The 23,643-nt window shown below is 70.8% G+C and carries 22 protein-coding genes; 17 read left to right on the top strand and 5 right to left on the bottom strand.

Translation table 11 applies throughout. The features are described from left to right. Positions 1 to 16 precede the first annotated feature (16 nt). From hemF to KYK13_RS35310, 8 genes are all read left to right on the top strand, one after another. On the top strand, positions 17 to 916 hold the full coding sequence (hemF, locus tag KYK13_RS35345) for an oxygen-dependent coproporphyrinogen oxidase (protein WP_223638959.1): 900 nt from the start codon (positions 17 to 19) through the stop codon (positions 914 to 916). Further along, positions 916 to 1,428, top strand: a complete 513-nt coding sequence (locus KYK13_RS35340) for a hypothetical protein (protein WP_223638957.1) — start codon at positions 916 to 918, stop codon at positions 1,426 to 1,428. Before hemF ends, KYK13_RS35340 begins: the two co-directional genes overlap by 1 nt. Before the next feature lie 168 nt (positions 1,429 to 1,596). Continuing rightward, entirely contained in the window at positions 1,597 to 2,676 is a 1,080-nt protein-coding gene (locus KYK13_RS35335) for an Immediate early protein ICP0 (protein WP_223638955.1), read from the top strand. A gap of 61 nt (positions 2,677 to 2,737) precedes the next feature. After that, positions 2,738 to 3,352 carry an RNA polymerase sigma factor gene (locus tag KYK13_RS35330; RefSeq protein WP_014400131.1) on the top strand — a complete coding sequence of 205 codons (615 nt, stop codon included), beginning with the start codon at positions 2,738 to 2,740 and terminating at the stop codon, positions 3,350 to 3,352. 84 nt (positions 3,353 to 3,436) lie between these two features. After that, entirely contained in the window at positions 3,437 to 4,096 is a 660-nt protein-coding gene (locus tag KYK13_RS35325) for an anti-sigma factor (protein WP_223638954.1), read from the top strand. After that, entirely contained in the window at positions 4,093 to 4,545 is a 453-nt protein-coding gene (locus KYK13_RS35320) for a hypothetical protein (protein ID WP_223638952.1), read from the top strand. The genes KYK13_RS35325 and KYK13_RS35320 overlap by 4 nt, the downstream gene beginning before the upstream one ends. Before the next feature lie 609 nt (positions 4,546 to 5,154). Next, positions 5,155 to 5,391: a chaperonin gene (locus KYK13_RS35315; protein ID WP_223638949.1), complete on the top strand. Its 237-nt coding sequence runs from the start codon at positions 5,155 to 5,157 to the stop codon at positions 5,389 to 5,391. A gap of 60 nt (positions 5,392 to 5,451) precedes the next feature. Continuing rightward, entirely contained in the window at positions 5,452 to 7,065 is a 1,614-nt protein-coding gene (locus KYK13_RS35310; RefSeq protein ID WP_223638947.1) for a phospholipase D-like domain-containing protein, read from the top strand. A gap of 3 nt (positions 7,066 to 7,068) precedes the next feature. Here the strand turns inward: KYK13_RS35310 and KYK13_RS35305 are convergent, their stop codons facing one another. Together KYK13_RS35305 and KYK13_RS35300 are read right to left on the bottom strand one after the other, a co-directional pair. After that, positions 7,069 to 8,418 carry a hypothetical protein gene (locus tag KYK13_RS35305; protein WP_370645221.1) on the bottom strand — a complete coding sequence of 450 codons (1,350 nt, stop codon included), beginning with the start codon at positions 8,416 to 8,418 and terminating at the stop codon, positions 7,069 to 7,071. A 119-nt stretch (positions 8,419 to 8,537) separates the two neighbouring features. Next, positions 8,538 to 9,125, bottom strand: coding sequence for a hypothetical protein (locus KYK13_RS35300; protein WP_223638944.1), 588 nt, complete (start codon positions 9,123 to 9,125; stop codon positions 8,538 to 8,540). Positions 9,126 to 9,473: 348 nt separating this feature from the next. Here KYK13_RS35300 and KYK13_RS35295 point away from each other — a divergent pair, with 348 nt between their 5' ends. From KYK13_RS35295 to KYK13_RS35275, 5 genes are all read left to right on the top strand, one after another. Continuing rightward, on the top strand, positions 9,474 to 9,854 hold the full coding sequence (locus KYK13_RS35295; RefSeq protein ID WP_223638943.1) for a BlaI/MecI/CopY family transcriptional regulator: 381 nt from the start codon (positions 9,474 to 9,476) through the stop codon (positions 9,852 to 9,854). A 5-nt stretch (positions 9,855 to 9,859) separates the two neighbouring features. Further along, positions 9,860 to 12,145, top strand: coding sequence for a M56 family metallopeptidase (locus tag KYK13_RS35290; protein ID WP_223638942.1), 2,286 nt, complete (start codon positions 9,860 to 9,862; stop codon positions 12,143 to 12,145). 86 nt (positions 12,146 to 12,231) lie between these two features. After that, positions 12,232 to 13,947, top strand: coding sequence for an aldehyde dehydrogenase (locus tag KYK13_RS35285; RefSeq protein ID WP_223638941.1), 1,716 nt, complete (start codon positions 12,232 to 12,234; stop codon positions 13,945 to 13,947). Between the two features lie 52 nt (positions 13,948 to 13,999). Continuing rightward, the gene (locus KYK13_RS35280) at positions 14,000 to 15,172 is read left to right on the top strand and encodes a tetratricopeptide repeat protein (protein WP_223638940.1); all 1,173 of its coding nucleotides are present in this window, start codon (positions 14,000 to 14,002) and stop codon (positions 15,170 to 15,172) included. Between the two features lie 74 nt (positions 15,173 to 15,246). Next, on the top strand, positions 15,247 to 15,798 hold the full coding sequence (locus KYK13_RS35275) for a hypothetical protein (RefSeq protein ID WP_223638939.1): 552 nt from the start codon (positions 15,247 to 15,249) through the stop codon (positions 15,796 to 15,798). 89 nt (positions 15,799 to 15,887) lie between these two features. On the opposite strand, the gene KYK13_RS35270 is transcribed toward KYK13_RS35275, so the two are convergent. Both KYK13_RS35270 and KYK13_RS35265 read right to left on the bottom strand, forming a co-directional pair. Beyond that, positions 15,888 to 17,027: a cyclic nucleotide-binding domain-containing protein gene (locus tag KYK13_RS35270; RefSeq protein ID WP_223638937.1), complete on the bottom strand. Its 1,140-nt coding sequence runs from the start codon at positions 17,025 to 17,027 to the stop codon at positions 15,888 to 15,890. Beyond that, on the bottom strand, positions 17,024 to 18,613 hold the full coding sequence (locus KYK13_RS35265) for a sodium:proton antiporter (protein WP_223638935.1): 1,590 nt from the start codon (positions 18,611 to 18,613) through the stop codon (positions 17,024 to 17,026). Before KYK13_RS35265 ends, KYK13_RS35270 begins: the two co-directional genes overlap by 4 nt. Before the next feature lie 170 nt (positions 18,614 to 18,783). On the opposite strand from KYK13_RS35265, the gene KYK13_RS35260 reads away from it, so the two are divergent. Continuing rightward, positions 18,784 to 19,554, top strand: a complete 771-nt coding sequence (locus KYK13_RS35260) for an ABC transporter ATP-binding protein (protein ID WP_223638932.1) — start codon at positions 18,784 to 18,786, stop codon at positions 19,552 to 19,554. Continuing rightward, complete coding sequence (locus KYK13_RS35255; protein ID WP_223638929.1) at positions 19,551 to 20,354, top strand: ABC transporter permease; 804 nt, start codon at positions 19,551 to 19,553, stop codon at positions 20,352 to 20,354. Before KYK13_RS35260 ends, KYK13_RS35255 begins: the two co-directional genes overlap by 4 nt. Here KYK13_RS35255 and KYK13_RS35250 read toward each other — a convergent pair. After that, positions 20,351 to 21,523 carry a sorbosone dehydrogenase family protein gene (locus KYK13_RS35250; protein ID WP_223638927.1) on the bottom strand — a complete coding sequence of 391 codons (1,173 nt, stop codon included), beginning with the start codon at positions 21,521 to 21,523 and terminating at the stop codon, positions 20,351 to 20,353. The genes KYK13_RS35255 and KYK13_RS35250 overlap by 4 nt on opposite strands. Positions 21,524 to 21,689: 166 nt before the next feature. On the opposite strand from KYK13_RS35250, the gene KYK13_RS35245 reads away from it, so the two are divergent. Both KYK13_RS35245 and KYK13_RS35240 read left to right on the top strand, forming a co-directional pair. After that, positions 21,690 to 22,268: a type 1 glutamine amidotransferase domain-containing protein gene (locus KYK13_RS35245; RefSeq protein ID WP_223638923.1), complete on the top strand. Its 579-nt coding sequence runs from the start codon at positions 21,690 to 21,692 to the stop codon at positions 22,266 to 22,268. A gap of 414 nt (positions 22,269 to 22,682) precedes the next feature. Continuing rightward, positions 22,683 to 23,582: a hypothetical protein gene (locus KYK13_RS35240; RefSeq protein WP_223638920.1), complete on the top strand. Its 900-nt coding sequence runs from the start codon at positions 22,683 to 22,685 to the stop codon at positions 23,580 to 23,582. Positions 23,583 to 23,643 lie beyond the last annotated feature (61 nt).

Here is a 23,643-nt window from a genome sequence, read left to right as displayed (position 1 = left end):
CAGGGAGACAACGGGCATGACGGCGACGGTGGACGTGGAGGGCTTGAAGGGGCGCATGGCCGCCTTCATCCAGAAGCTCCAGGACGACATCTGCGGAGCGCTGGAGGAACTGGACGGCCAGGGCCGCTTCCGCGAGGACGCGTGGAGCCGCCCGGGCGGCGGCGGTGGCCGCAGCCGCGTGCTGGAGGAGGGCGCCGTCCTGGAGAAGGCGGGCGTGAACATCTCCATCGTCCACGGCGAGCTGGAAGAGGCCTTCGCGAAGAAGCTCCAGGGTGAGGGCCGCACCTTCTGGGCCGGCGGCCTGTCGCTGGTGCTGCACCCCAAGAGCCCGCACGTGCCCACCGTGCACGCCAACTACCGCTTCATCCAGCAGGGAGGCCGCGCGTGGTTCGGCGGCGGCGCGGACCTGACGCCGTACTACCTGGACGAAGCGGACGCGGCCCACTTCCACCGCGTGCACAAGGCCGCGTGCGACGCGCACGACCCCGCGTACTACCCGCGCTTCAAGGCCGCGTGCGATGCGTACTTCCACCTGCGCCACCGCGGCGAGGCGCGCGGCGTGGGCGGCCTCTTCTTCGAGAACATGGGCGGCGACCTGGAGCGCGAGTTCGCGTTCGTGCAGGCGTGCGGCAACAGCTTCATCCCCGCGTACCTGCCCATCGCGAAGAAGCACAAGGACACGCCGGTGACGGACGCGCAGCGCTTCTGGCAGGAGGTGCGCCGCGGCCGCTACGTGGAGTTCAACCTCGTCTACGACCGGGGCACCATCTTCGGCCTGGAGACGCAGGGGCGCACGGAGTCCATCCTCATGTCGCTGCCGCCGCGCGTGCGCTGGCGCTACGACCACCACCCGGAGCCCGGCACGCCCGAGGCCCGGCTGGTGGAGGTGCTGCGCAATCCCCGGGAGTGGGCCTGATGGCCCCGGCCCCGGAGCCCGGCCCCGCGCGCCCTCGCAACACGGCGGTGCGCGTGGGCATCGCCGTCACCGTGTTCGCGGCGGTGGCCGCCACCGCCCTGTTCATCTTCTGGCTCCCCGCGATGAAGGGCGCCGGCGGCGCGACACCGCAGCAGGTGGCCAACGAGGCCCGCGTGCAGGTGCTGGCCCTGTGCGACGCGGTGCAGGGCTTCCGCGACGAGCACGGCGACTACGTGCCCATCGCGCCCTTTCCCGTCCCCGTGCCCCAGCACGGCGAGGCCGTGCCCTTCCCGAAGGACCACGAGGACTTCCGCCGCATCGGCTTCGACCCCGGCCCCGTCACGCACCTCCAGTACGAGGTGCGCGTGGAGGAGAGCCCCGTGGGTGAGCCGGAGGTGTCCTGCTTCGCCCGCGTGGACACGAACGGCGACGGCCTCAACGCCGTGTACCGCGTCCGCCTGGATGCCAACGGGATGACGACCCCCGTGGAGGTGGAGCACGAGGGCGAGTAGCCCCCCATGCAACTCGGGGTTCTCGTTGTGAGAGAATCCCCCGTGATGGGAAACGTCGGCGACATCCGCGGGCCCCGCGGTCCTTCCGGCTCCGGTGGGCCCCGCTCCGGCGGTGGGCCCTCGGCGCCCGCGACCCCGTCGCCAGCGTCTCCGTTCCGCGATGACGGGATGGAGACCTCCACTCCCACCACCTCGCCCGGCGACCGCACCCGCATCGGCGCTCCGCCCATGGGGCTTCCGCCAGCGGCGGATGGCGGCGCTCCGCTGGAGCCCGGAGGGGAGCACGTCGACGCGGGCCCCCCCGGTGACGAAGGCCTGGAGACCGGCGCCTCCCCGGAGAGCGGCGGCGCGGAGGGCACTCCCAAGGACGTGGGCGCGCGCTCGGCCCGCGTCGGCGTTCCCTCCCGGAGCAGCGGGACGACCCGCGCGCCCCGCGCGGACGCCGGCACGGGCTTCGAGTCCCCCGGCACGGCCGCCCAGGCGCCCCGCCGCAAGGGCAGCGATGGCTTCCGGACGCCGGGCGCGGAGGGCCCCATCACCGCCAGCCCCTACCTGGGCGCGGGCGAGGCGCGCGGGCCGGTGCTGGACGTGGAGTCGCTCATCCCCTCCGACCTGGAGCACCTGGAGGGCCAGCTCGCGGTGGGCAAGCGCTTCGCGTCGGACGGGGCGCTGCTGGCCGCGCAGGTGCGGCCCTCGTCGCTGCCCTCGTCGGACCGCGTGGCCCGGCTGTGGACCTTCTTCGCCGCCTACGCGGAGGCCGCCGCCCGCTATCCCCCCACGCCGGAAGGCCAGGCCGCCTTCGCGCAGGCCCTCAAGGACCAGGGCTTCGCCGGGCTCCAGGACGCCCACACCGGACAGAACGGCGTGGAGGCCGGGATGTGGGTGATGGACGCGCCCTCGCCCGAGGAGGCCCGCGAGCGCGCGGACGCCGTCCGCCTGGAGCCTCCGCCCGACGTGCGCCACTCCGAGCAGGCCGCCCCGCTCACCCCCGGCCTCTACCAGCCCCTGCCCGGGCCCTTCGCGCGCCGGGACGCCCACGGGCAGGGCCTCCAGAACGACGACCCCCGCGACCGCACGGACCGGCGGTTGGGGGGCCGCATGCTCTGGAACGTGCTCCACGCCTTCCGCGCCGGCCCGGAGGAGGAGACGGCCGTCAGCCAGGCGCAGTGGGACCGGATGGTGTTCGGGGCGCTGCTGGCCATGGTGGGCCTGGCCCTGGCCGCCATCGCGCTCGTCAGCTCCCTCTAGCGGCGACCGGGCGCGTCGAAAGCCTTGGGCTTCGCGTGGCCTGTGCTACGGTGCCGCGCACTTGGCCACCGACGACCTCACACTCGTCAAGCGCGTCCGCAGCGGGGACCAGCGCGCCTTCAAGCTCCTCGTCGAGCGTTACCAGCGCAAGGTGTACGCCGTCGCGCTCGGAATGCTGAAGGACAAGGAGGAGGCGATGGACGTCTCCCAGGAGGCGTTCGTCAAGGTCTACAAGTACCTGGACCACTTCAAGGGCGACGCGTCCTTCTACACGTGGCTCTACCGCATCACGTCGAACATCTGCATCGACGTGCTGCGCAAGCGCCGCGGCGGCGGTGAGCCCGTGGAGTTCGACGAGACGCAGGACGTGGACCTCTCCGAGGCCCGCATCGGCGCGCTCGGCAGCCGCCTGGGGACCAACCCCCAGAAGAGCGCCCTCCGCAAGGAGCTGGCGGAGAAGATCCAGGAGGCCCTGGCCACCGTGCCGGAGAAGCACCGCGCCATCCTCCTGCTGCGCGAAATCGAGGGAATGTCCTACGAGGACCTGGCCCGCACGCTGGACATCCCCAAGGGCACGGTGATGAGCCGGCTCTTCCACGCGCGCGCCAAGGTGCAGAAAATCCTCGGGGATTATCTGGAGTTGGACGAAGCCAAGAGCGGAGTGGGCAATGAATGAGGGTGCCGGAAAGCACCCTCGAATATCCGTGGGGCGCCGCCCGTCCCCACCGACGAATTCCCACCAGCCCGCAGGGTGAAGAGTATGGCCGGAAATCCCGCGTGTGAGCGTTTCGTACCGCTCCTGTCTCCCTACATCGACGGTGAGCTCGCTCCTGGCGAGCGTGTGCACGTGGAGCGGCACCTGGCCGCCTGCCGGGACTGCACGGGCCGCGCGGCGGACCTGCGCGCCGAGTCCGGGCTGCTCCGGGTGGGCCTGGACATGGCGGTGGACGACGTCGACTTCAAGGACTTCGCCCAGAAGGTCATGGCGCGGGTGACGCCGGAGAAGCCGCCCCTCCTGGAGCGGATGCGGCTGGCCCTGTCGGAGATGTTCCTCTACCAGCGGACCGCGATGATCTCGTCGCTGGCCACCGCCGCGGTGGTGGTGCTGGTGGCGCTGCCGCTGGTGCTGCGCGACAACGCCCCGGAGGGCTACGCCGCCGAGCGCATGACGGTGAAGTCCATCCAGTCCTACCAGGGCGCCCGCGTGGCCCCGGTGGTGATGGAGACCGAAGGTGGCGGCTCCATCATCTGGATGGTGGACGAGCAGGAGCAGGCCCCCGAGCCCGCGAAGGACGCCGCCGGGCAGAAGAAGCCGGGCGTGACCGAGCCCCAGGAATCGAGCGTGGAGTCGCAGGACGAGGAAGGGCCGCCGTCGCCGGCTCCGTCCGTCCCGCCTCGGCCCACCGGAGGAGCACTATGACGAAGCCGACGTGGGCGGTGCTGACGCTGCTGTTCGCCGTGGGGTGGGTGCTGGGGCCCACGACGGCCTTCGCCCAGGAGCAGAAGGTGAAGGTCCAGGTGGAGGTGGTGCTGGCCTCCAACAAGGGCACGGTGGTGGACCCGCCGGAGCTGAACAAGATGAAGGAGGCCTTCCAGAAGCAGAACTTCAGCTTCACCTCCTTCAAGCGCATGTCGCTGGACACCGTGGAGGTGAGCGCCCAGAAGCCCACGGAGGTGAAGCTCCCCAACGGGACCAACGCGTCGCTTCAGCTGCTGGGGATGAAGGACGGCACCGCCACGCTGCGCGTCACCATCCCGAACCAGTCCTCGGTGGAGGTGGAGCTGGGCCGCCAGGGCGCCGTGTACCAGAAGGCCGGCAAGCACGTGGGCGGCGAGCTCATCCTCGCGCTGGTGCCGCCGTCGAAGTAGCGAGGTGAGACGTGAGTCGTGACGGATGCGCGCCGCCCTGGAGGCAGGCGCCGTCCGGTGAATCCCGGCCCTGACGCCTGGATGGCCCCCTCCTCCCCGGGCGGCCCCGCGTCAGGGCTTCTTCGTTCCTGAATCCCGCCCGTTCCTCGCACATCCACCCCTGCGTGGACGGAGCGCGGCCCTGGCGCCGGAGGGCTCCGTCCCGCGCCTGACGTGCGCCCGGGTGCGCGTGGCACCGGAGGGCAGGAAAGAGGGCGGAACTACCTGGAGCCGGGCTGAAAGAATGTCAGTCCTTTCCATTTCCTAGAAAGGGATCCGGCCTTTCTTCCCTCGGAAAACGCAGGGTTGGGCGGCGGCACGGCAGTTGCTCTTGGGTCTGAGGGCAGGGCGGGCGGGACGGTGGGCGGGCAGGGCGGCGGGGCGGGACGGGGCAGCAAGGCAGGACGGGGCGGGGCAGCAAGGCAGGACGGGGCAGGGCGGGTCGGGGCGGTACGGGGCAGGGCGGGACGGGGCAGCAAGGCGGTACGGGCGGGACGGGGCAGGGGCGGTACGGGGCGGTACGGCGCAGCACGCAGACGGGCAGACACTTCATCCTCGGAGAGCAAGACCATGGCGACCAAGACCCAGAAGCAGACCATCCAGCGCAAGGCCCGTCAGATGAAGGCGAAGACGGTGAAGGCCGTGTCCAGCGCGGGCAAGCAGGCCAGGCGCGTGCAGGTGACGCTCGGCGACCTGATCGCCGCGGCCTTCGACACCGTGGGGGGCGAGGCTCGCAAGGTCGCCAGGGTTGTCTCCTCGACCGACATGACGCTGGCGACCGGAAAGCACATCGTCTTCGTAGGGTGATGCTTCCGCCGGCCGGGCGCGGACGACATCAGGAATCCACTCCAGGGCCAGGTGACCGACGTGAAACGCATCCTCATCCCCGGACGCAACTGCTGGACGCGTTCGGAAACGCATGACGCGGGCGTGCTGGTGGACGCCCGGGCTTATTACCGCGAGCTGTACAGGGCCATCCGCAAGGCCCGCCGCTCCATCGTCATCACCGGTTGGCAGTTCGACAGCGACGTGACGTTGCTGCGCGGTGACGACCTGGAAGAGGCGAACGGAGGCGAGGTCCGGCTGCTGCCGCTGTTGGACCAGATGTGCCGGGAGAACCCGGAGCTGCACGTCTACATCCTCGCCTGGGACTTCAGCATGCTGCTCGCCATGGAGCGCGAGTGGATGCAGAACGTGCTCTTCAACTGGACCACGAACGAGCGGCTGCGCTTCCGCTTCGATTCCTCCAGCCCGCTCTACGGCGCCCATCACCAGAAGCTCGTCGTCGTCGACGGCGTGATGGCGTTCACCGGCGGCATGGACGTGTGTGACTGCCGCTGGGACGACCGGGACCACCCCGCGCGCTCGAAGCTGCGCTGTGACTCCGGACGCGACCCGCACGGGCCCTACCACGACGTGCAGACGGTGCTGACCGGCCCCGCGGTGAAGCCGCTCGCGGAGCTGTTCGAGGCGCGCTGGGCGCACTCGGGCGGAGGCGAGCTCCACCTGGAGCCCGTGAACCGCGACGACCTGACTTTCGAAGCGACGATGCCCGCGCCTCCGGGCCCGGTGGCCATCAGCCGCACCTTTGGAAAGACCCTCCTGCCTCCCCAGGAGGAGGTGCAGGAGATCCGCGCGCTGTACGTGGACGCCATCGACGCGGCCGAGCGCTTCATCTACATCGAGAACCAGTACTTCTCTTCACGCGCCATCTACGACGCGCTCGTCAAGCGCATGCGCGCGGCGGGACGGCCGCGGCTCCAGGTGATGCTGGTGCTGCCCCGTCAGCCGGAGGCGCTGCGCGAGCAGATCGCCATGGGCGTGGCCCAGGTGCGCCTCCTGCGCTCGCTGCGCGAAGTGGCCCGGGAGACGGGCCACGGCTTCTCCGTGTACGGCTCGGCGGCGAAGGACGAGGACGGCTCGGACGTCTTCACGTACATCCACTCGAAGGTGCTCATCGTGGATGACGCCTTCATGACCATCGGCTCCGCGAACACGACCAACCGCAGCCTGGGGTTGGACTCGGAGCTCAACCTGAGCTGGGAGGCGGAGCGCCCCGGGGACGCCGTGTCGCGCGCCATCCGCCGCGTGCGCGTGTCGCTGATGGCGGAGCACGCGGGCCTCTCGGGGGTCACGGCGCTGCGCCCGCTGGTGGACGCGGCGCACGTGGTGGAGACGCTGGACCCACTGGCCCAGGAGGGGCAGCACCGGCTGCGCCCGCACCCGCTGGAGACGGTGTTCGACCAGAACCCCCTCTTCAAGCCGCTGGAGCCGGAGGAGCTCCTCATCGACCCGGAGGAGTCGGTGCTGGACGAGTCCCTCTTCGAGGCGCTGCACAAGGGCGACGACGGCCTCTTCGCCTCCGGCGTGCGCCTGCTGTCGCGCCTGCTCGTGGGGCGGTCGTGCGACACGGCCCGGCGGCACAGCGCCATCCTGCCCTGCGCTCCCGTGCAGGAGGAGGGCGGGACGGCGGAGCACTGAAAGCTAGCGGCGGGCGAAGTCCACGCCCACGCCAGCGCCCGCGCTCACGCCCTGCACCAGCGTGCCGTCCGGCTGCGGGAAGGTCTGCGTGGAGCCGGCGCCCCAGATGTACATCGCGGGCAGCACGCGCTGACGGAACTCCGCCGCCACCGAGTAGCGGGGCTTGTCACCCAGCCCCACCACCACCACGCGCGCGATGCCGCGCGACTCGCCGCCCGGGCTGCTGAAGCTCAGGGACAGGTCACCGTCCGCGCGGCCGAAGGCGGAGTACTCCACGGCGCCGCTGGCCACCACCTCCGGAGAGTCCGGCCCGTCACCTCGCGCCACGGACACCTCCAGGTAGCCGGAGAAGTCCTTGGGCACGCGCTGGTCCGACTGCGGCTCCTCGGAGAGGCCCACGGCGGAGAAGCGCGACAGCTCGTAGCCCGCGCCGAAGTAGCCGAAGCGGAAGCCGCCGCCCTGCCGGCGCCCCTGCACCGTGACGCTCAGCTGCGTGCCCTTGAAGTTGCCCTCGAACGCGACGCCCAGCAGGCCGCCCACGTCCTGCGCGCCACCGTTGAGCCGCGCGCCGCCGGCGACCAGGGCCCACGAGCGCAGCCGCTCGCCCTTGTACATGGCGAACTCGCCGCCCACGGACGCCACCGTGGCCGCGGGCGTCACCCCGCCGGCCTCGCCGAAGTCGTGCGCCGCGGACGCGCGCACCAGGTAGCGGTCGTGGTTCCCCTCGCTGTCGCTGGCGATGCGGCCGATGTCCAGCAGCAGCTCGCCGGAGAACACCCGCGCGGCGAGCACGTCGCTGGCCAGCAGCTGCACCCGCGCGGGCCCCGCGGTGAACGACAGCGTGCCGCCCGCCGGGTGGTAGTTGGGGTTGAGCTGGTTGTCGTAGCGGTTCACCAGGTAGCCGCGCCCCAGCGACTCCTCCAGGAACGGCTGCACGCGCAAGCCGAAGCGGCCGGACTCGTCGCCAATGCGCAGGAGGCGCACCACCTGGCCGTAGTCGCTGCGCTCGTCCCAGTCCTCGCGCCGCAGCCACGCGCCGTAGTCCTGGTCCTTCTGCTTCGGCTCGCTGTCCAACAGCCGGAAGCGCAGCGGCGCCCCCAGCATGAACGCGAAGTCCTCGCCGCCATCCACGCCCAGCGACGGGTACGCGTAGCCGAACAGGTCCTGTTTTCCGCCCCGCGTCCCGGACGGGAAGCTCAGCGGCCCCACCTCCAGGAGCGCCCGGAACCCGATGCCCCCGGAACCCCCCGGGCTCCCCGAGGACTCCGGCGCGGAGAAGCTCTCCTGCGGCGGATCATTGGGGACCTCCTCGATGGTGGAGGACTGGGAGTGAAGCAGGGCGATCAAAGCCACGAAGGGAGCACCAGTCATTGGTGCTCACTCTAGTTGGCGAGGCGCGAGGTGGACAGACGAATACCCGGTACGGCCCGCGAGCGGGCTTTCCCGGGTATCCGAATTCGCGTGGGGCGCGATCAGTTCGTCGGATCCGGCGTGGCGTCCGTCTCCACCTTCGATTGGGTCGTGGAGGTGTCGTTGCTGGAGCTGTCGGCGTCGCTGTTGAGGGCGCCGGAGCCGGTCTCGTCGCTCACGTCGCTCTTGCCACTGGTGTTGGTGGAGCCGGAACCGCCGGTGCCGCCCAGGTTGCCCTTCTCATTCGGGTCGCGGTTCTGGTTCACCGCGCCGGAGGGAGTCTGGCTGTCGCCCAGGTCCGTGGGCGTGTTCGGCTGCACGTCCCATTTCTGGCCGTCCTTCGTCTTCACGGTCTCGTCGGGGGCGCCGGAGCCGCCGGTGGCCTCGCCCTCATAGACGGTGGGCGCGTTCATGCGGTCGCGCTTCTCCAGGGCGGGGACGTTGGCGGTCTCGCCGGGCAGTTCGTGCTCGGGGTTGGAGGCGTCCGAGGCCGAAGCGTCGACGCTGCTGCTGTCCTGGGTGCTGCCCGCGCTGCCCGAGCCGCCCACGGCACCGGCTTCCGGTGACGAGGCCTCGCGCGTGTTGGCGTTGTGGCTGGCGCAACCGTACAGCGACAGGGCGGCGATCGCCGCCATCAGGGGAAGCTTCATGGGAACTCTCCGTGCGTGTCGGGTGGGTTCAAGTCGGCTACCGGAAAGTGGGGTTGCCCTTCCGGCAGGGACAAGGACACACACGGGCTCCCGCTACCCGACCCTTACCTGAGCAGCCGAGGAGGCGGGCGCTCGTGCGCAGGCCAGGTGCCTCAGGGCTTCGTGCGCTGCTTCGCCGGGGACGCGCTGGCGTCGAGGGCGTCCGCCTTGCGCTTGTCGCCCGCCACCGCGGCCTCCTTGCTGGAGGTCTGGGAGGCCTGAGGAGGCCGCCGACATCGGCTTGACTACGCCTGTAGTCAGGCGTACCTTCCGTTCTGACTACAGCTGTCGTCATGAAGGGCAGGGCGCATGAAGAAGCCGGTGGGAGAGCAGGAGCTGGCGGTGCTGCGGTACGTGGCCGAGCACGGCCCGGCGACGGTGGGGGAGGTGGCCGAGCGCTTCGGTGAGGCGCAGGGGCTGGCGCGCTCCACCATCCTGACGGTGATGGAGCGGCTGCGGCTGAAGGGGCACCTGACGCGGACGAAGGTGGACGGGGTGTTCCAGTACGCCTCGCCGGTGGCGCCGCAAGAGCTGCTGCGCGACGTCGTGGGGAACTTCGTGCAGCGCACGCTCTCCGGGTCGCTGTCGCCGTTCGTGACCTACCTGTCGGAGACGGAGGACGTGTCCGACGAAGAGCTGAAGCAGCTCCAGGACGTCGTGGCGCGCCTGCGCCAGAAGCGGAAGGAGTGAGCCCCATGGCGCCTCTTCTCTTGACCTCGTCGTGGTGGTCGTCGTGGCCGGAGTCGGTGTGGCGCGCCTCGTGGCAGGGGGCGCTGTGCGCTTTGGCCGTCTGGGTGGTTGCCCGGACGCTGCCGCGGCTGCCCGCGGCCCTGCGCGCGGGCCTGTGGTGGCTGGTGGCCCTCAAGTTCGTTCTCACGCTGGGCTGGCCCAAGCCCATGCCGCTGGCGCTGCTGCCCGTGGAGCCCGCGACCGCGCAATCCCAGACGGTCCGCGTGGAGGGCGCCCAATCCCAGACGCCGGAGATGATGAGCACGATGCGCGCCACGCCGGATGCCGTCACGCGCATCCAGGCGTCCAGGCCCGAATCACGGACACGCGCCTCCGCGGTCGTGGGCATCGACGAGCCCTCGTCCGGAACCCGGCTCGCGTCCTTCATCCAGGGCGCGGTGGCGTCGCTGCGCGCGCATCCGTGGACGGTGGCCGTGGGATGGACGCTGCTCATGCTGTGGGGCGCGGGCGTGGCGTGGAAGGTGCGGGGCCACGTGAAGGCGTGGCGTCAGGTGCGGGGCATGCGGGAGCGCGCGCGGCCCCTGCGTCACCCGGTGCTGGAGGAGGAGGCGGAGTTCCTCGCGAATGAAGCGGGCCTGGGCCGTCCGCCCACGCTGCTCGTGTCGGACGAGGTGGTGAGCCCGCTGGCCGCGGGGCTGGTGTCGCCGGTCATCGTGCTGCCCGCGAAGGCGCTGCGCGACCTGCCGGAGTCCGCGCTGCGGATGGCGCTCGCGCATGAGGTGGCGCACCTGCGGCGCGGGGACCTGTGGCTGGGCTGGGTGCCGGCGCTGGCGGAGACGGTCCTCTTCTTCCACCCGCTCGCGCGCCAGGCGGCCCGCGAGTACGCGCTCGCCCGGGAGGAGGCGTGCGACGCGGAGGCGCTGCGCCTCACCGGCGCGGAGCCCGCGGACTACGGCGAGTTGCTCATCGCGTTTGGCATCACCCGGCCCCCGGGCAGCGCAGCGGCGCTCGGGGCGTCGGCCCACCTTCACGCGCTGCACAGGAGGCTCCGCATGTTGGAACATGTCGACGTCGTCCCCACCCAACCCCGCCGGTGGCTGAAGGGCGCGCTGTTCGCCCTCGGCGCCGTCGTCCTGATGCCCTTCCAGGTCGTCGCCAAGGCGCCCGCGGAGGACGCTGCCCCGCCCGCGAAGGACGCGCCCCCCACCCCCATCAAGGTGGGCACCGTCCGGCGGCTGCCCGAGGACGCCGCGCCGGCCTCCAACGCGAAGCCTGCCCCCGCCCCGGCGCCAGCCCCCGCGTCGAAGCCCACCGTGACGGAGCACACCGCGAAGGCACCCGGCACGCCCGTGGACGCGCGGCCGCTGCCTCCGCTTCCCGCGCTGCCTGCTCACACGCCGGGGACGACGCGGACCGTGCAGCTCACCACGCCCGTCCCGCCGCGTGCGCCCGCGCCCATCCCGGACCACGACAGGCTGGCTCCGGTGCCGCCCGCTGCGCCCGAGCCCCCGGCCGTCCACGGCGCGCTGGCCCCGCTGCCGCCCGTGCGCCCTGCGTCGCCCATGCTCGCCGCCGTGCCGCGTCCGCCGCGTCCGCCGGCGCCTCCCGCTCCCCCGGACGGCATCGATGACGCCAACGCCTTCGCGTACCTCTCCGACGGCCGCACGATGATGGCCGGCTCCACGGAGGACCTCTACCTGGCGCGCACCTTCAAGCAGAAGGGCCAGGACCTGCTCTTCGTGCGCCGCGACAACAAGCCCATGCTGATCCGCGACGCGAAGACGCTGGAGCAGGTGCGCAAGCTGATGGAGGACGCCGGCAAGCTGGGCGACGCGCAGAGCACGCTCGGTGAGAAGCAGGCGGAGCTGGGCCAGAAGCAGGCGGAGTTGGGCCAGAAGCAGGCGGAGCTGGGCTACCCCCTGTCCCAGCTCGTCGCGAAGCACGCCGCCATCGCCTCGAAGCGCGCGGAGATCGCCATGGAGCGCGCCCGCCTCCACTCGCTCGCGGACGGCCCGGAACGCGACCGCCAGGAGGCGGAGCTCGACAAGCGCGACGAGTCCTTCGACCAGGAGATGGAGGAGCTCGACAAGCAGCAGGAGGAGATCAACCGGAAGATGGAGGCGCTTGGCGAGGAGCAGCAGGAGCTGGGCGAGCAGCAGGCGGCGCTCGGTGAGCAGCAGGGGGAGCTGGGCGAGCAGCAGGCCGCCCGGAGCCGCGAGAACGTCAAGAAGGTGATGGCCGTCATCGACGAGGCCATCCGCAAGGGCCTGGCCGAGCCTCTGCCCACCTGAGGACGGAGGGCGCGGCCCCACGGTGACGGCGCACGCGGGGGTTCCCTATACCGGGACCCGGTGTGAAGCCTGTCTCGGAGGTCGCCATGTCCGCCGCCGTCCCGCAGTCCACGTCACGCACCACCATCGACATCCTGGTGCGCCGGGTCCGTGAGGGCTCGAGCGCGTGGGTGAAGCTCGCCCTGACGGAGCGCATCAGGCTCCTGGAGGACCTGCGCCACGCGTACGTCGCCATCGCGGAGCCCAGCGTGCGCGCGGCCTGCGAGGCGAAGGGCATCGACCCCGGCGGTCCACTCGCGGGTGAGGAGTGGCTCGCCGGGCCCATGGTGGTGGTGCGCAACCTGCGCCTGCTCTCGGAGTCGCTGAAGGACATCCAGAAGCACGGCGTGCCCGTCATCCCGGCCAGGCACCTGCGCACGCTGGAGGACGGCCGGCTCGCCGCACGGGTGTTCCCCCGGGACCGGCTGGAGGGGATGCTGCTGCCCGGCACCACGGGCGAGGTCCACTTCCAGCCCGGCGTCACCGCGGCCAACCTGCGCGAGCACCAGGCGTCCTTCTACCGCAAGCCCCACAAGGGCCGCGTCTGCGCGGTGCTGGGCGGCGGCAACGTCAACTCCATCCCGCCGCTGGACTGCCTCTACAAGCTCTTCGTCGAGGGCACCGTCTGCGTGCTCAAGATGAACCCCGTCAACGCGTACCTGGGCCCGTTCCTGGAGCAGGCCTTCGCCTCGCTGGTCGCGCGAGACGCGCTGGCCATCGTGTACGGCGGCGCGGAGGAGGGCTCGCACCTGGTCCACCACGACGCGGTGGATGAGGTGCACATCACCGGCAGCGACAAGACCCACGACGCGCTCGTGTGGGGCCCGCCCGGCCCGGAGTCCGACGAGCGCCGGAGGAGGAACGAACCGCTGCTCGCGAAACAGGTCTCCAGTGAGCTGGGCAACATCTCCCCCGTGGTGGTGGTGCCGGGGCCGTACTCCGACGGCGAGCTGCGCTTCCAGGCGGACGACATCGCCGGCATGGTCTCCAACAACGCGTCCTTCAACTGCAACGCGGCGAAGCTGCTGGTGCAGCCGAGGGATTGGCTCAAACGCGGCACGCTGGTGGACCGCATCCAGACGAGCCTGGGCCAGGCGCCCGTGCGCCGCGCGTACTACCCGGGGGCTCAGGAGCGCTGGCACCAGTTCACGGACGCGCGCCCGAACCTGCGGCTGGTGGGCAACCCCGGCGAGGGCGACCTGGCGTACGCGCTGATTCCGGACGTGGATCCGGCGAAGACGGACGATCGCGTCTTCCGCCACGAGCCCTGGTGCACGGTGCTGTCGGAGACGGGCCTGCCGGGCTCCGACGAACCGGTGCGCTTCCTGGAGGCCGCGGTGGCGTTCCTCAACGAGAAGGTGTGGGGCACCCTCAACGTGACGCTCATCGTCCACCCCAGGACGCTGCGCGAGCCCCGGGTGCGCGCGGCGTTGGAGAAGGCGGTGCGGGACCTGCGCTACGGGACGGTGGCCATCAACACCTGGCCCGCGGCAGCGTACGCGCTGGGCAGCCTGCCCTGGGGCGGCCACCCGTCCTCGTCCTCCCGCGACGTCCAGAGCGGGCAGGGCTGGGTGCACAACACCTTCATGCTGGAGTCCATCGAGAAGGCGGTGCTGCGCGCCCCGCTCACGTCCCTGCCCCCGCCCCCGTGGGTTCCCGGTCACAAGGGCATGGCGGAACTGGGCCGCCGGTTGGTGGAATTCGAGCAGTCCCCGTCCTGGTGGAAGGTCCCCGGTGTCGCCCTGGCCGCGCTGCGCCGGTAGGGGCAGGCGGGGAGGCGGTGAATCGGGAGGCTCGTGGTAGGTAGGGGGCACCATGGCATCCAGGTACGCGCAAGAGGGTGGGCAGTTGCTGCAGCAGGGCCAGCCCGCGGAGGCGGTGAAGAGCTTCCAGAAGGGGCTCTCCATCGACCCCAAGGACGTGGACTGTCTGATGGGCCTGGTGCGCACCCACCTGAGCACCGGCGCCGCGAAGGAGGCCGAGGCGGCCGTGACGCGGCTGTTGCAGGTGCAGCCGGACAACACGGAGGCCCAGGCCCACCTGGCCATGCTCAAGGCGCAGGCCGGCGACCCGGTGGCGCTGGTGACGCTCAAGGCGCTGGCCGCCGCGCCCACCGCCGGCTACTTCGAGCGCTTCAACCTGGGCACGCTCCTGGCCGAGCGCGGAGACCTGGAGGGCGCGAAGGCCGCCTTCGAGGCCGCCACGGTGGTGGCGCCCCACAGCGTCTACCCGCACTTCGAGCTGGGCCGCATCGCCATGCAGCGCAAGGACACGGCGGCGGCGGCCACGCACTTCCAGCAGGCCGCGTCGCTGGCGCCCCAGGAGGCCCTGCCGCACCTGATGCTATCGCGCGCGCAAGCGGCGAACGGCTCCCTGGGCGTGGCCATCGCCTCGGCCACGAAGGCCCTGGAGCACGCGCAGGGCCGCACGCGCGTGGCGGTGCTGCAGGACCTCTTCCGGCTCTACCTCCAGGCCAACAGCCACGACGCGGCCCGCCGCATCATCCTGGAGCTGCGCGAGCTGGACCCCGCGCAGACGGGCTACGTCCACATGCACGGCCTGGGCTGCATGCTGGCGGGGGACCTGGCGGAGGCGAAGGCCCTCTTCATGGAGGCCCTCCAGCGCGCCCCGAACCAGTGGGACATCCGCCACTCGCTGGCGCAGGCGCACGAGGCGCTGGGCGAGCGCGCCGAGGCCCGCAAGCTCCTGGAGGAGATCGTGACGGTGGTGCCCCACGAGCCCGGCCCCACCAACGACCTGGTGCGCCTGCTGATGGGGGACCAGGACCACGCGCGGGCCCGCGTGCTGCTGGAGCGGGTGCTGGAGGCGAACCCCCAGGACGCGCTCACGCACCTGAACCTGGCGCGCGCCACCCAGCCGTTCGACCGGGCGGAAGCCACCCGGCACGCGAAGCAGGCGCAGGACCTGGGCGCGGACGTCACCGTGAAGGAGCAGGCGGCGCAGCTCCTCACGGAGCTGGGCGGCTGACACACCCCGTCTTCCCCTGCCCCGGGCCCGTGCCTAGCTTCATGCGCGGTCCAGGACATGGGCAGGGGGGCGTGATGCGCAAGGCGGAGCAGGGACTCATCGAGCAGCTGGAGGCGCGCTTCCGCGAGGTGACGCAGCTGCTCTACACGACCTCCATTCCCGCGTCGGTGCTGGAGGCGGAGCTGCTGCCGATGCTGGCGGAGGACATCACCTTCACCGACCCCTGGCAGAAGGGGGGAGGCAAGGAGACGTACCGCAAGGGCGCGGCGGGCTTCCACTGCATGTTCCGCTTCGACTTCGACATCTTCCAGCTCAACGTCCAGCTGGAGCCGGACGGCAAGCGCGGGCGGGCCATCGTGGACGGGGTGATGAACCTCAAGCAGTTCGCGTGGCTCTACACGTACCCGCTGCGCACCCTCCTGGTCTACGACTTCACGCTCCAGCGCGCCGGGGACGGCGGCGAGGTGCTGCCGCTCATCCACGCGCACGAGGAGATGTGGAGCTTCGGCGACATGATCGCCAACGTGCCCGGCGTGGGGAGGCTCTACGACCGCTTCCGCAACGCCTTCAGCGTGGGCTTCCTCGCGGCGTCCGCGGTGTGCGGTCGCCTCAAGCAGGCCACGTAGCGGACGCTCTCAGGCGGGGAGGCGCTTCTCCGCCTGGAGCTGGCGCATCAGCGCGACCCTCGCCTCCCTGTCGGAAGGGGGCTGTCTGGTCAGCGCCCGAACAGCCCGCGCCGCTTGCTCTGTTGGAGGGCTTGTCCACCCATCCGCGACAGGCGCTGGCCCAGGATGCGGCTCATCTCCAGCGCGACGGCGGGGTTGGCCATCATCACGCCGCGGAAGTCCTCACGGCCCACCGCGGCCAGCTCGCACGGCGTGGTGGTGACGGCGGTGGCGTTGCGCGGCTCGCCCGTGAGCAGGGCCAGCTCTCCGAAGAAGCCGCCCTGCTTCACCGTGGCCACCGTCTGCCGGTTGCCGTCCTTCATGGCCACCTCGCCGGAGATGACCACGTAGAAGGTCTCGCCCGCGTCGCCCTGGCGGAACAGCTCCGTGCCCGCGGGCGCCTGGAGCAGCTCCGCGCCGCGCGCCACCGTCTCCAGCTCGTCGTCACTCAGGGGCGCCAGGAAGTCCAGCTTGCGCAAGGTCGTCGCCAGCGACGACGCGACGCCCGCGCCCAGCGGCGGCTCCGCCGTGAGGAACTCCACCGCCCTCGCCACCTGGGAGCGCCGCGCCACGAGGATGACGTTGTGTCCCGCCTTCAGCTGCGTGTTGCCCTCCGGAAGCGCGGTGTGGCCCTGCGGATCCACCATCGCGATGAAGATGCACTCGCGAGGGAAGCCCTCCATGCCGCGCACCTGCGCCACCGTCTGCCCCGCCACCCGGGCCCGCACCGGAATGGCCAGCTCGAAGAGGAGCGCGTCGCCGCTGCTGAGCGGCAGCGACCCGGACACCTGCGGGAAGTCGATGGCGGTGGTCATCTTCGAGACCACCACGTCCGCCTCGGCCACCAGCTCCTTCACGCCCGCCAGCCGGTACGCGTCGCGGTAGCTCGTGTCCAGCATCCGCACCATCAGGCGCGCGCTGGACGTGGAGCGCACCAGCATGGCGAAGGCCAGGTTCGCCGGGTCGTGCGCCAGCACAGCCGCCGCCACGTCCGCCGTCCCGATGCCCGCGGCCTCCAGCACGCGCGGGTTGGTGGCGTCCCCGCACACCGTCACCACGCCCACCTCCTCGAAGAGGCGCGCGCAGATGGCCGCGTCGCGTTCGATGACCGTCACCGTGTGCTGCTCCGACACGAGCCGCGCCGCCAGCGCGCCGCCCACCCGTCCTCCCCCCGCGATGACGATCTTCATGACGCCTTGTGCTCCTTGCTGTCCGTGTTCGCGTGCCCGCCGTGCAGCACCTTCTCCAGGTCCAACATCCGCGCGTCCAGGTGCGCCAGCATCTCCTCCGCCGTCGCCTCCGGAATCAGGCCGTTGCGCCGGGCCCCCTGCAACGCCGTGCGCTCCGCGTCGATGAGCCGCCTGCGCGTGCTCAGCAGGTCCTTCGCCCCTTCGGCCAGGTGCTGCTCGCTGATGCGCCTGAGCTCCCGCTCCGCCCGGGCGATGTTCACCTGATACTCGCTGCGCAGGTGCTCGTAGGCCGCGCGCGGCAGCAGGCCCTGCGAATGCAACGCGTCCAGCTCCACGTGCGCCGCGCGGCTGGCGATGAGCTTCCCGCGCTGCTCCGCCATCTCCAGCGCCACCGCGTCCTGCTGGAACAGCCCCAGCGCCTTGAGCGCGCCCGTGAGCATCAACCCCTGGCCCACCATGGACACCAGCGTGACGCCGAACGCGATGGAGACAATCTGCTCGCGCGCGGGCGTGGACTCCGGGAGGCCCAGGGCCAGACCGATGGACAGCGCGCCCTTGATGTTGCCCACCAGGAACACGTGCTGCCAGCGCACCGGGATGGACTCCGCGGGCTTGAACAGGCGCAAGAGCAGGAAGGGCAGGTAGATGGCCACCGCGCGCCCCACCACCACCGCCACCACCGCGATGCCCACGCCCGGCAGGTGCCCCTGGAGCGCCTCCGGCCGCGTGTCCAGGCCCACGGAGAGGAAGAGGAACGTGTTGACGCCGAAGGTGGCGTACTCCCAGAAGGAGTGGATGGCCACCTGGCTCTGCGGCGCCACCTCCCGCCGCAGCGTCACGCCCACCGCCAGCCCCGCCACCACCGCGGAGATGGCGCCCGACAGGTGCACCTCTTCCGCCATCACGTAGGACGCCAGCGCCACCGCCGTCGTCACCATGATCTCCGCGAGCGGATCCTCCGCGCGCCGGATGACGAAGCCGCCCAGCAGGCCCAGCGCCAGCCCCACCACCGCGCCGCCCACCGACGCGAGCAGCACATGGCCGCTCAAGGAGCCCAGCGAGGGCGCCGCGCCGCCCGCCACCACCGACGCGATGGCCGCGTACGCCACCAGCGCGGTGCCGTCGTTGAAGAGGCTCTCGCCCTGGATGATGCCCGCGAGCCGCCCGGGCACCGGCGCCCGGCGGAAGGCGTAGAGGATGGAGACGGTGTCCGTCACCGCGAGGATGGAGCCCAACAGCAGCGCGGGTCCCCACGGCAGGTGCAGCATCAGGTGCAGCGCGGTGCCGGTGGCGCCAATGGCGAGGATCATCCCCAGCGTGGACAGGACACCGATGGGGACTGCGTTCGCGCGGATGCCATTGAGGTCCGCGGTGATGCCGCCCTCGAAGAGCAGCAGGGGAAGACAGATGAGGAACACCAGCTGGGGATTGAGCGGTGGAACCCCCGGCAGCAGGTGTGCGACGGAGATGAGCAAGCCACCAAGCACCAGCGCGACGTTGTACGGCACGCTGGCCCGCTTGGCGGCGATGGCGAGTGCGATGGCGGCCACCATCAGGCCGATGAGGATGGGTACTTCCAGCAGCACACGGACTCCATCAAGGCCAGGAGAGGGCGCGAAGCTTTCCAGATTCGCGTGGGCCGTGCACGGCCACCGTCCGCTTTTCGTCGCCCGGCCCGAGGCCCCGCCCGCCCGCCTTCCTTCCCTCGAAACGCTCCCTGGCGGCGGGACGTCCGCGTGGTACAGCAGCAGCCCTGATGAAATCCGGCTCGCTGGACACCCTGGTGCTCTCCGTCACGGACCTGCGAAAGACGTATGGCGGCCGTGCGGCCGTGGACGGCATCTCCTTCGACGTGCGCCGCAACGAAATCGTGGGGCTGCTGGGCCCCAACGGAGCGGGCAAGAGCACCACCATCAACATGCTGCTGGGCGTGCTCCAGCCCACCTCCGGCTCCATCCGCATCGAGGGCACCGACCTGGGGACCCAGCGGGTGAAGGCGCTGTCCTGCACCAACTTCGCCGCCGTCTACGCGCCCCTGCCCGGCAACCTCACCGTGGCCCAGAACCTGCGCGTCTTCGGCCTCATCTATGGCGTGAAGGGGCTGTCCGCCCGCATCGAGGCCCTGCTGGAGGAGTACGACCTGAAGCGCTTCCGCGACGCCAAGTGCGGCGTGCTGTCGTCCGGTGAGCAGACGCGCGTGTCCCTGGCCAAGGCCATGCTCAACGAGCCCCGCCTGCTGCTGTTGGACGAACCCACGGCGTCGCTGGACCCGGCCACCGCGCTGGACATCCGCACCCGCATCAAGGCCTTCGCCGCGAAGGGACACAGCAGCGTGCTGTGGACGTCCCACAACATGTACGAGGTGGAGTCCGTCTGCGACCGCGTCCTCTTCCTGGCGCGCGGCAAGGTGCTGCTGGAGGGAGACCCGAAGACGCTGCCCCGCGAGCACGGCAAGGCCACGCTGGAGGAGCTGTTCATCGCCGTGGCCAACGAGCCGCTGTTGCTCGAGAGGACCGAAACGCCATGAACCTGAACCACGTCGCGGGCATCGCGCTGCGCCAGTTCTATCTCTACAAGGGCAACTTCGCGCGCGTGGTGCCGCTGTTCGCGTGGGTGGCCATCGACATGGTGCTGTGGGGCTTCATGACCCGGTACCTCAACCAGGTCACCGCCTCCGGTTACGACTTCGTGCCGGCGCTGCTGGGCGCGGTGCTGCTCTGGGACTTCTTCGCGCGCGTGATGCAGGGGCTCACCACGGGCTTCTTCGAGGACGTCTGGTCGCGCAACTTCCTCAACGTCTTCGCCACGCCGCTCACGCTGCCGGAGTACGTGGGCGGCCTGGTGGTGACGAGCATCGCCACCAGCGCCATTGGCCTCACCGTCATGCTGCTGATGTCCACGGTGGTGTTCGGCCTGTCCTTCGCGGCCTACGGGGCGATGATCATCCCCTTCGTGATGGTGCTGTTCCTCTTCGGCATCGCGCTGGGCATCCTCGCCAGCGCGCTGGTGCTGCGCCTGGGCCCCGCGTCGGAGTGGTTCGTCTGGCCCATCCCCAGCCTGCTGTCCCCGTTCGTGGGCGTCTTCTATCCGCTGTCCACGCTGCCCCAGTGGATGCGGTGGATCGCGAAGCTGCTGCCCCCGTCCTACGTCTTCGAGGGCGTGCGCACGCTGGTGGCCGGCGGCGAGTTCTCCGGCGCCACGCTCGGCTGGGGCTTCGCGCTGGCGCTGCTGGACATCGTGCTGGCGGGCTGGGTCTTCCAGCGCGTCTACCGCTACGCGGTGCGCACGGGGCTGCTGGCCCGCTACAGCGCGGAGAGCGTGACCTAACGCCGCACGCGCAGGAGCAGGTCCTTGCTGGGGCCGCACTCGCCCCGGCCGTCGCAGTTGCTGGTGGTGACGTACAGGTGGCCGTCCGGGCCCATCAGCACGTCGCGCAGGCGGCCCCAGGTGTTGCGCAGGTACACCTCATGCTTCGCCACGCGGCGCGGCTCCCGCGCGTCGAACTCCACCCGGTGCAGGTGCTGGGACTTCAGCGTGCCCACCAGCAGCGACCCCTTCCACTCCGGGAGCGCGCTGCCCGTGTAGATGGCGGCGCCGCCCGGGGGCATGGCGTCATCGAAGGTGAGGGACGGGGTGACGCGCCCGCCCTGCGTCTCGCACGAGTAGATGCCGGGCCATCCCAGGTTGTCGCCCGCCTTCACCACGTTCACCTCGTCGTGGCCAAAGCGCATCGTCTCGCCGCTGGGGCCATGGTCGGTGACGTACAGCGTGGTGGCGTCCTTCCAGTCAAAGCCTTGCGTGTTGCGCACGCCCAGCAGGAACACGGGCGAATGGGGAAAGGGATTGTCCCCGGGCACGCCGCCCTCCGGCGTCAGCCGCAGCAGCTTGCCCGAGGGGCTGGCCATGTCCTGGGACAGGTCCGGGTCGCGAGCGTCGCCCGTGCCCACGTACAGCATGCCGTCCGGCCCGAAGCGCAGCCGCCCGCCGTCGTGGTACTTCGCGGACGGGATGTCGCCGAAGATGACGCGCTCGAAGGTCGCGCTCGTGCCCTCCGGTGACAGCGTCCAGCGCTCCACCCGGTTCTGCGCCTTCCCGTCCGCCTGGGTGGTGACGTACAGGTAGAACCAGCGGTTCGTCGCGAAGTCCGGGTGCGCGGCGATGCCCAGCAGGCCGCCCTCGCCGTTCGCCGACAGGGGCAGCGTGGCCACGGGCGCGGGCTGCAGCTGGCCCTGGCGCAACAGCCGCACGCGGCCCGGCCGCTCGGTGATGAGCGCATCGCCGTCCTGGCCCGGCAGGAAGGCCACGCCCCAGGGGACCTCCAGCCCTCCGGCCACCACGTCCACGGTGATGGGCACGCTGCCGTCCGGCCCCCAGCCGTCCTCCACCAGGATGCAGTCCGCGGGGGAGGCCGTCCCCTGCGCCTGGCTCTTGCGGCAGGCGGAGGCGGAGGCGGTGAGCACCACGAGGGCGGACAGGAGCAGGCGTCGGGAGCTCATGGACGCAATCTAGCGTTGGTGAACGGGGCCTACCGACCTGGAAGGGGGGCAGGCGGGCGCATTCACGACTGGGAGACGGTCCGGGATGGCGTTGTCCCCGCTCCTGTCGTGGGCACCTTGCTCGGGCGGGTTCAACGACACCAGGGCTCAAGCGGGAGGCAATTCCATGGCGCGCATCGCATTCATCATGGCGAACGACTTCGAGGACTCCGAGTTCCAGGTCCCCTACGACAAGGTCAAGCAGGCGGGCCACGAGCCCGTCGTCATCGGCGTGGAGGCAGGCAAGACGCTCAAGGGAAAGAAGGGCGCGGAAGTCCGCACGGAGAAGGCGGTGAAGGACGTGAAGGCCTCGGACTTCGCCGCGCTGGTGATTCCCGGCGGCTACTCGCCGGACCACCTGCGCATGGACATCGCCATGGTCGGCTTCGTGCGCGACTTCTTCAAGGCGGACAAGACCATCGCCGCCGTCTGCCACGCGCCGTGGATGCTGGTGGAGGCGGACATCGCGGACGAGCGCACCGTCACCTCGTTCCCCTCCATCAAGACAGACCTCATCAACGCCGGCGCGCGCTGGGTGGACCGCCAGGTGGTGGAGGACGGCAACCTCATCACGTCCCGCAAGCCGGATGACCTGGACGCCTTCAGCGCCGCCCTGCTGCGCCAGCTGAAGGACGGCATCGCCCCCCGTCTGGAGTCGCCGCTGGCCCCGGAAGCCGCCGCGGACCGCGCACCGCCAGTGCATTGAGCCGCCAACAGGGCGGATGTGGTCCAGTAGGACCCAGGCCCCCGGGGTGCCGCACGCGCTCCGGGGGCTTCTACGTGCCGCGCGGGAGGATGGATTTTCCCTTCGTGCAGCTGCCCTCACGCCCCCCATTTCCAGAGGGAAGATGTTGGCGAACGGACCCCTCTTCCGTCCGGTACATCGCGCTGTCCGGCCCATGCGTCGGGTTTTCGTCCAACTGGAATTGTTCCGTTGTCTTGGGTCCTCCGGTACAAGACACTCGGATATTTGTACGGGGTTTCTCCAACCCCAGGGGAGTCATTAAATCCCAGAATTTTACATCTGAGTTGAGATTATGCAGCGTCATTGTTTATATTTCCGGCCGCGATGCCTCCTTGACGGACTGCGCCATCACGGGCGGTGACTGTGGACTCTCCCATGAATCCGGCTGCTCGAAACATGGTGTCCCCGCCCCGTCAGGTCGTCCGGGCGGTGCTGAACGAAGCGCTGGAGAGCAAGCTGGGCGGTGAGGTGGTGGTGAAGTCCACCACGGTCTCTGGCCGCATCTTCGTGGTGGAGCGCAAGGTGGCGTGGACGGTGCTCACGGGCCCGGGCGCGCGCAGCTTCTCCACGGCGCTCATCGACGCGAAGCTGGTGAGCCGCGACGACGTCGAGCAGGTGATGGCGGAGTGCCGCAAGAGCGGCGGCAACTTCTGCGAGACGCTGGTGGCGTGGGGCCTGGTGCCGCGCGACACCTTGCGAGACCTGCTGTGCCGCCACGTGGGCGCGCAGTTGGAGACGCTCTTCGGGCTGACGGAGGCCCAGGCCCTCTTCGTGCCGCAGCCGCGCTCCTATTCCAGTCAGCTGACGTTCGAGCTGGCGGAGCTGGCGACCGAAACAATGCCGGCGCAGCAGGCTGCCGCAACGCAGTCGCAGTCTCCCTCGGGTCCCCCCGTCCTACTGGAAGGTGAAGTCATGGCGAACGTGAAGCAGGCGCTGGAAGAGGCGATGAAGATTGAAGGGGCGTTCGCGGTCTGTCTGGCGGATGCGAACAGCGGGATGACGCTGGGGAGCATCGGGTCCGCGGGGTTCAACATCGACGCGGCGGCGGCGGGCAACACGGAGGTCATGCGCGCCAAGCTGAAGACGATGAAGGCCCTGGGCATCAAGGACCGCATCGAGGACATGCTCATCACCCTGGGCGAGCAGTACCACATCATCCGCCCGCTCGCGTCCCGCGAAGGCCTGTTCCTCTACATCGCGCTGCACCGCGCGAACGCGAACCTGGCGATGGCGCGCTTCCGGATGGCGGACGTGGAGAAGAACATCCAGCTCTGAGGCTTCAACATCCCTGGGAAGGGACCCTGCCGCCCGTCTTCCTCTCAAAGGGAGGCGGGCG

The organism is Corallococcus sp. EGB (assembly GCF_019968905.1).
Lineage (GTDB): Bacteria > Myxococcota > Myxococcia > Myxococcales > Myxococcaceae > Corallococcus.
The sequence above is the reverse complement of the archived record's forward strand: the minus strand, read 5'-3'. Positions and strand labels throughout refer to the sequence as shown.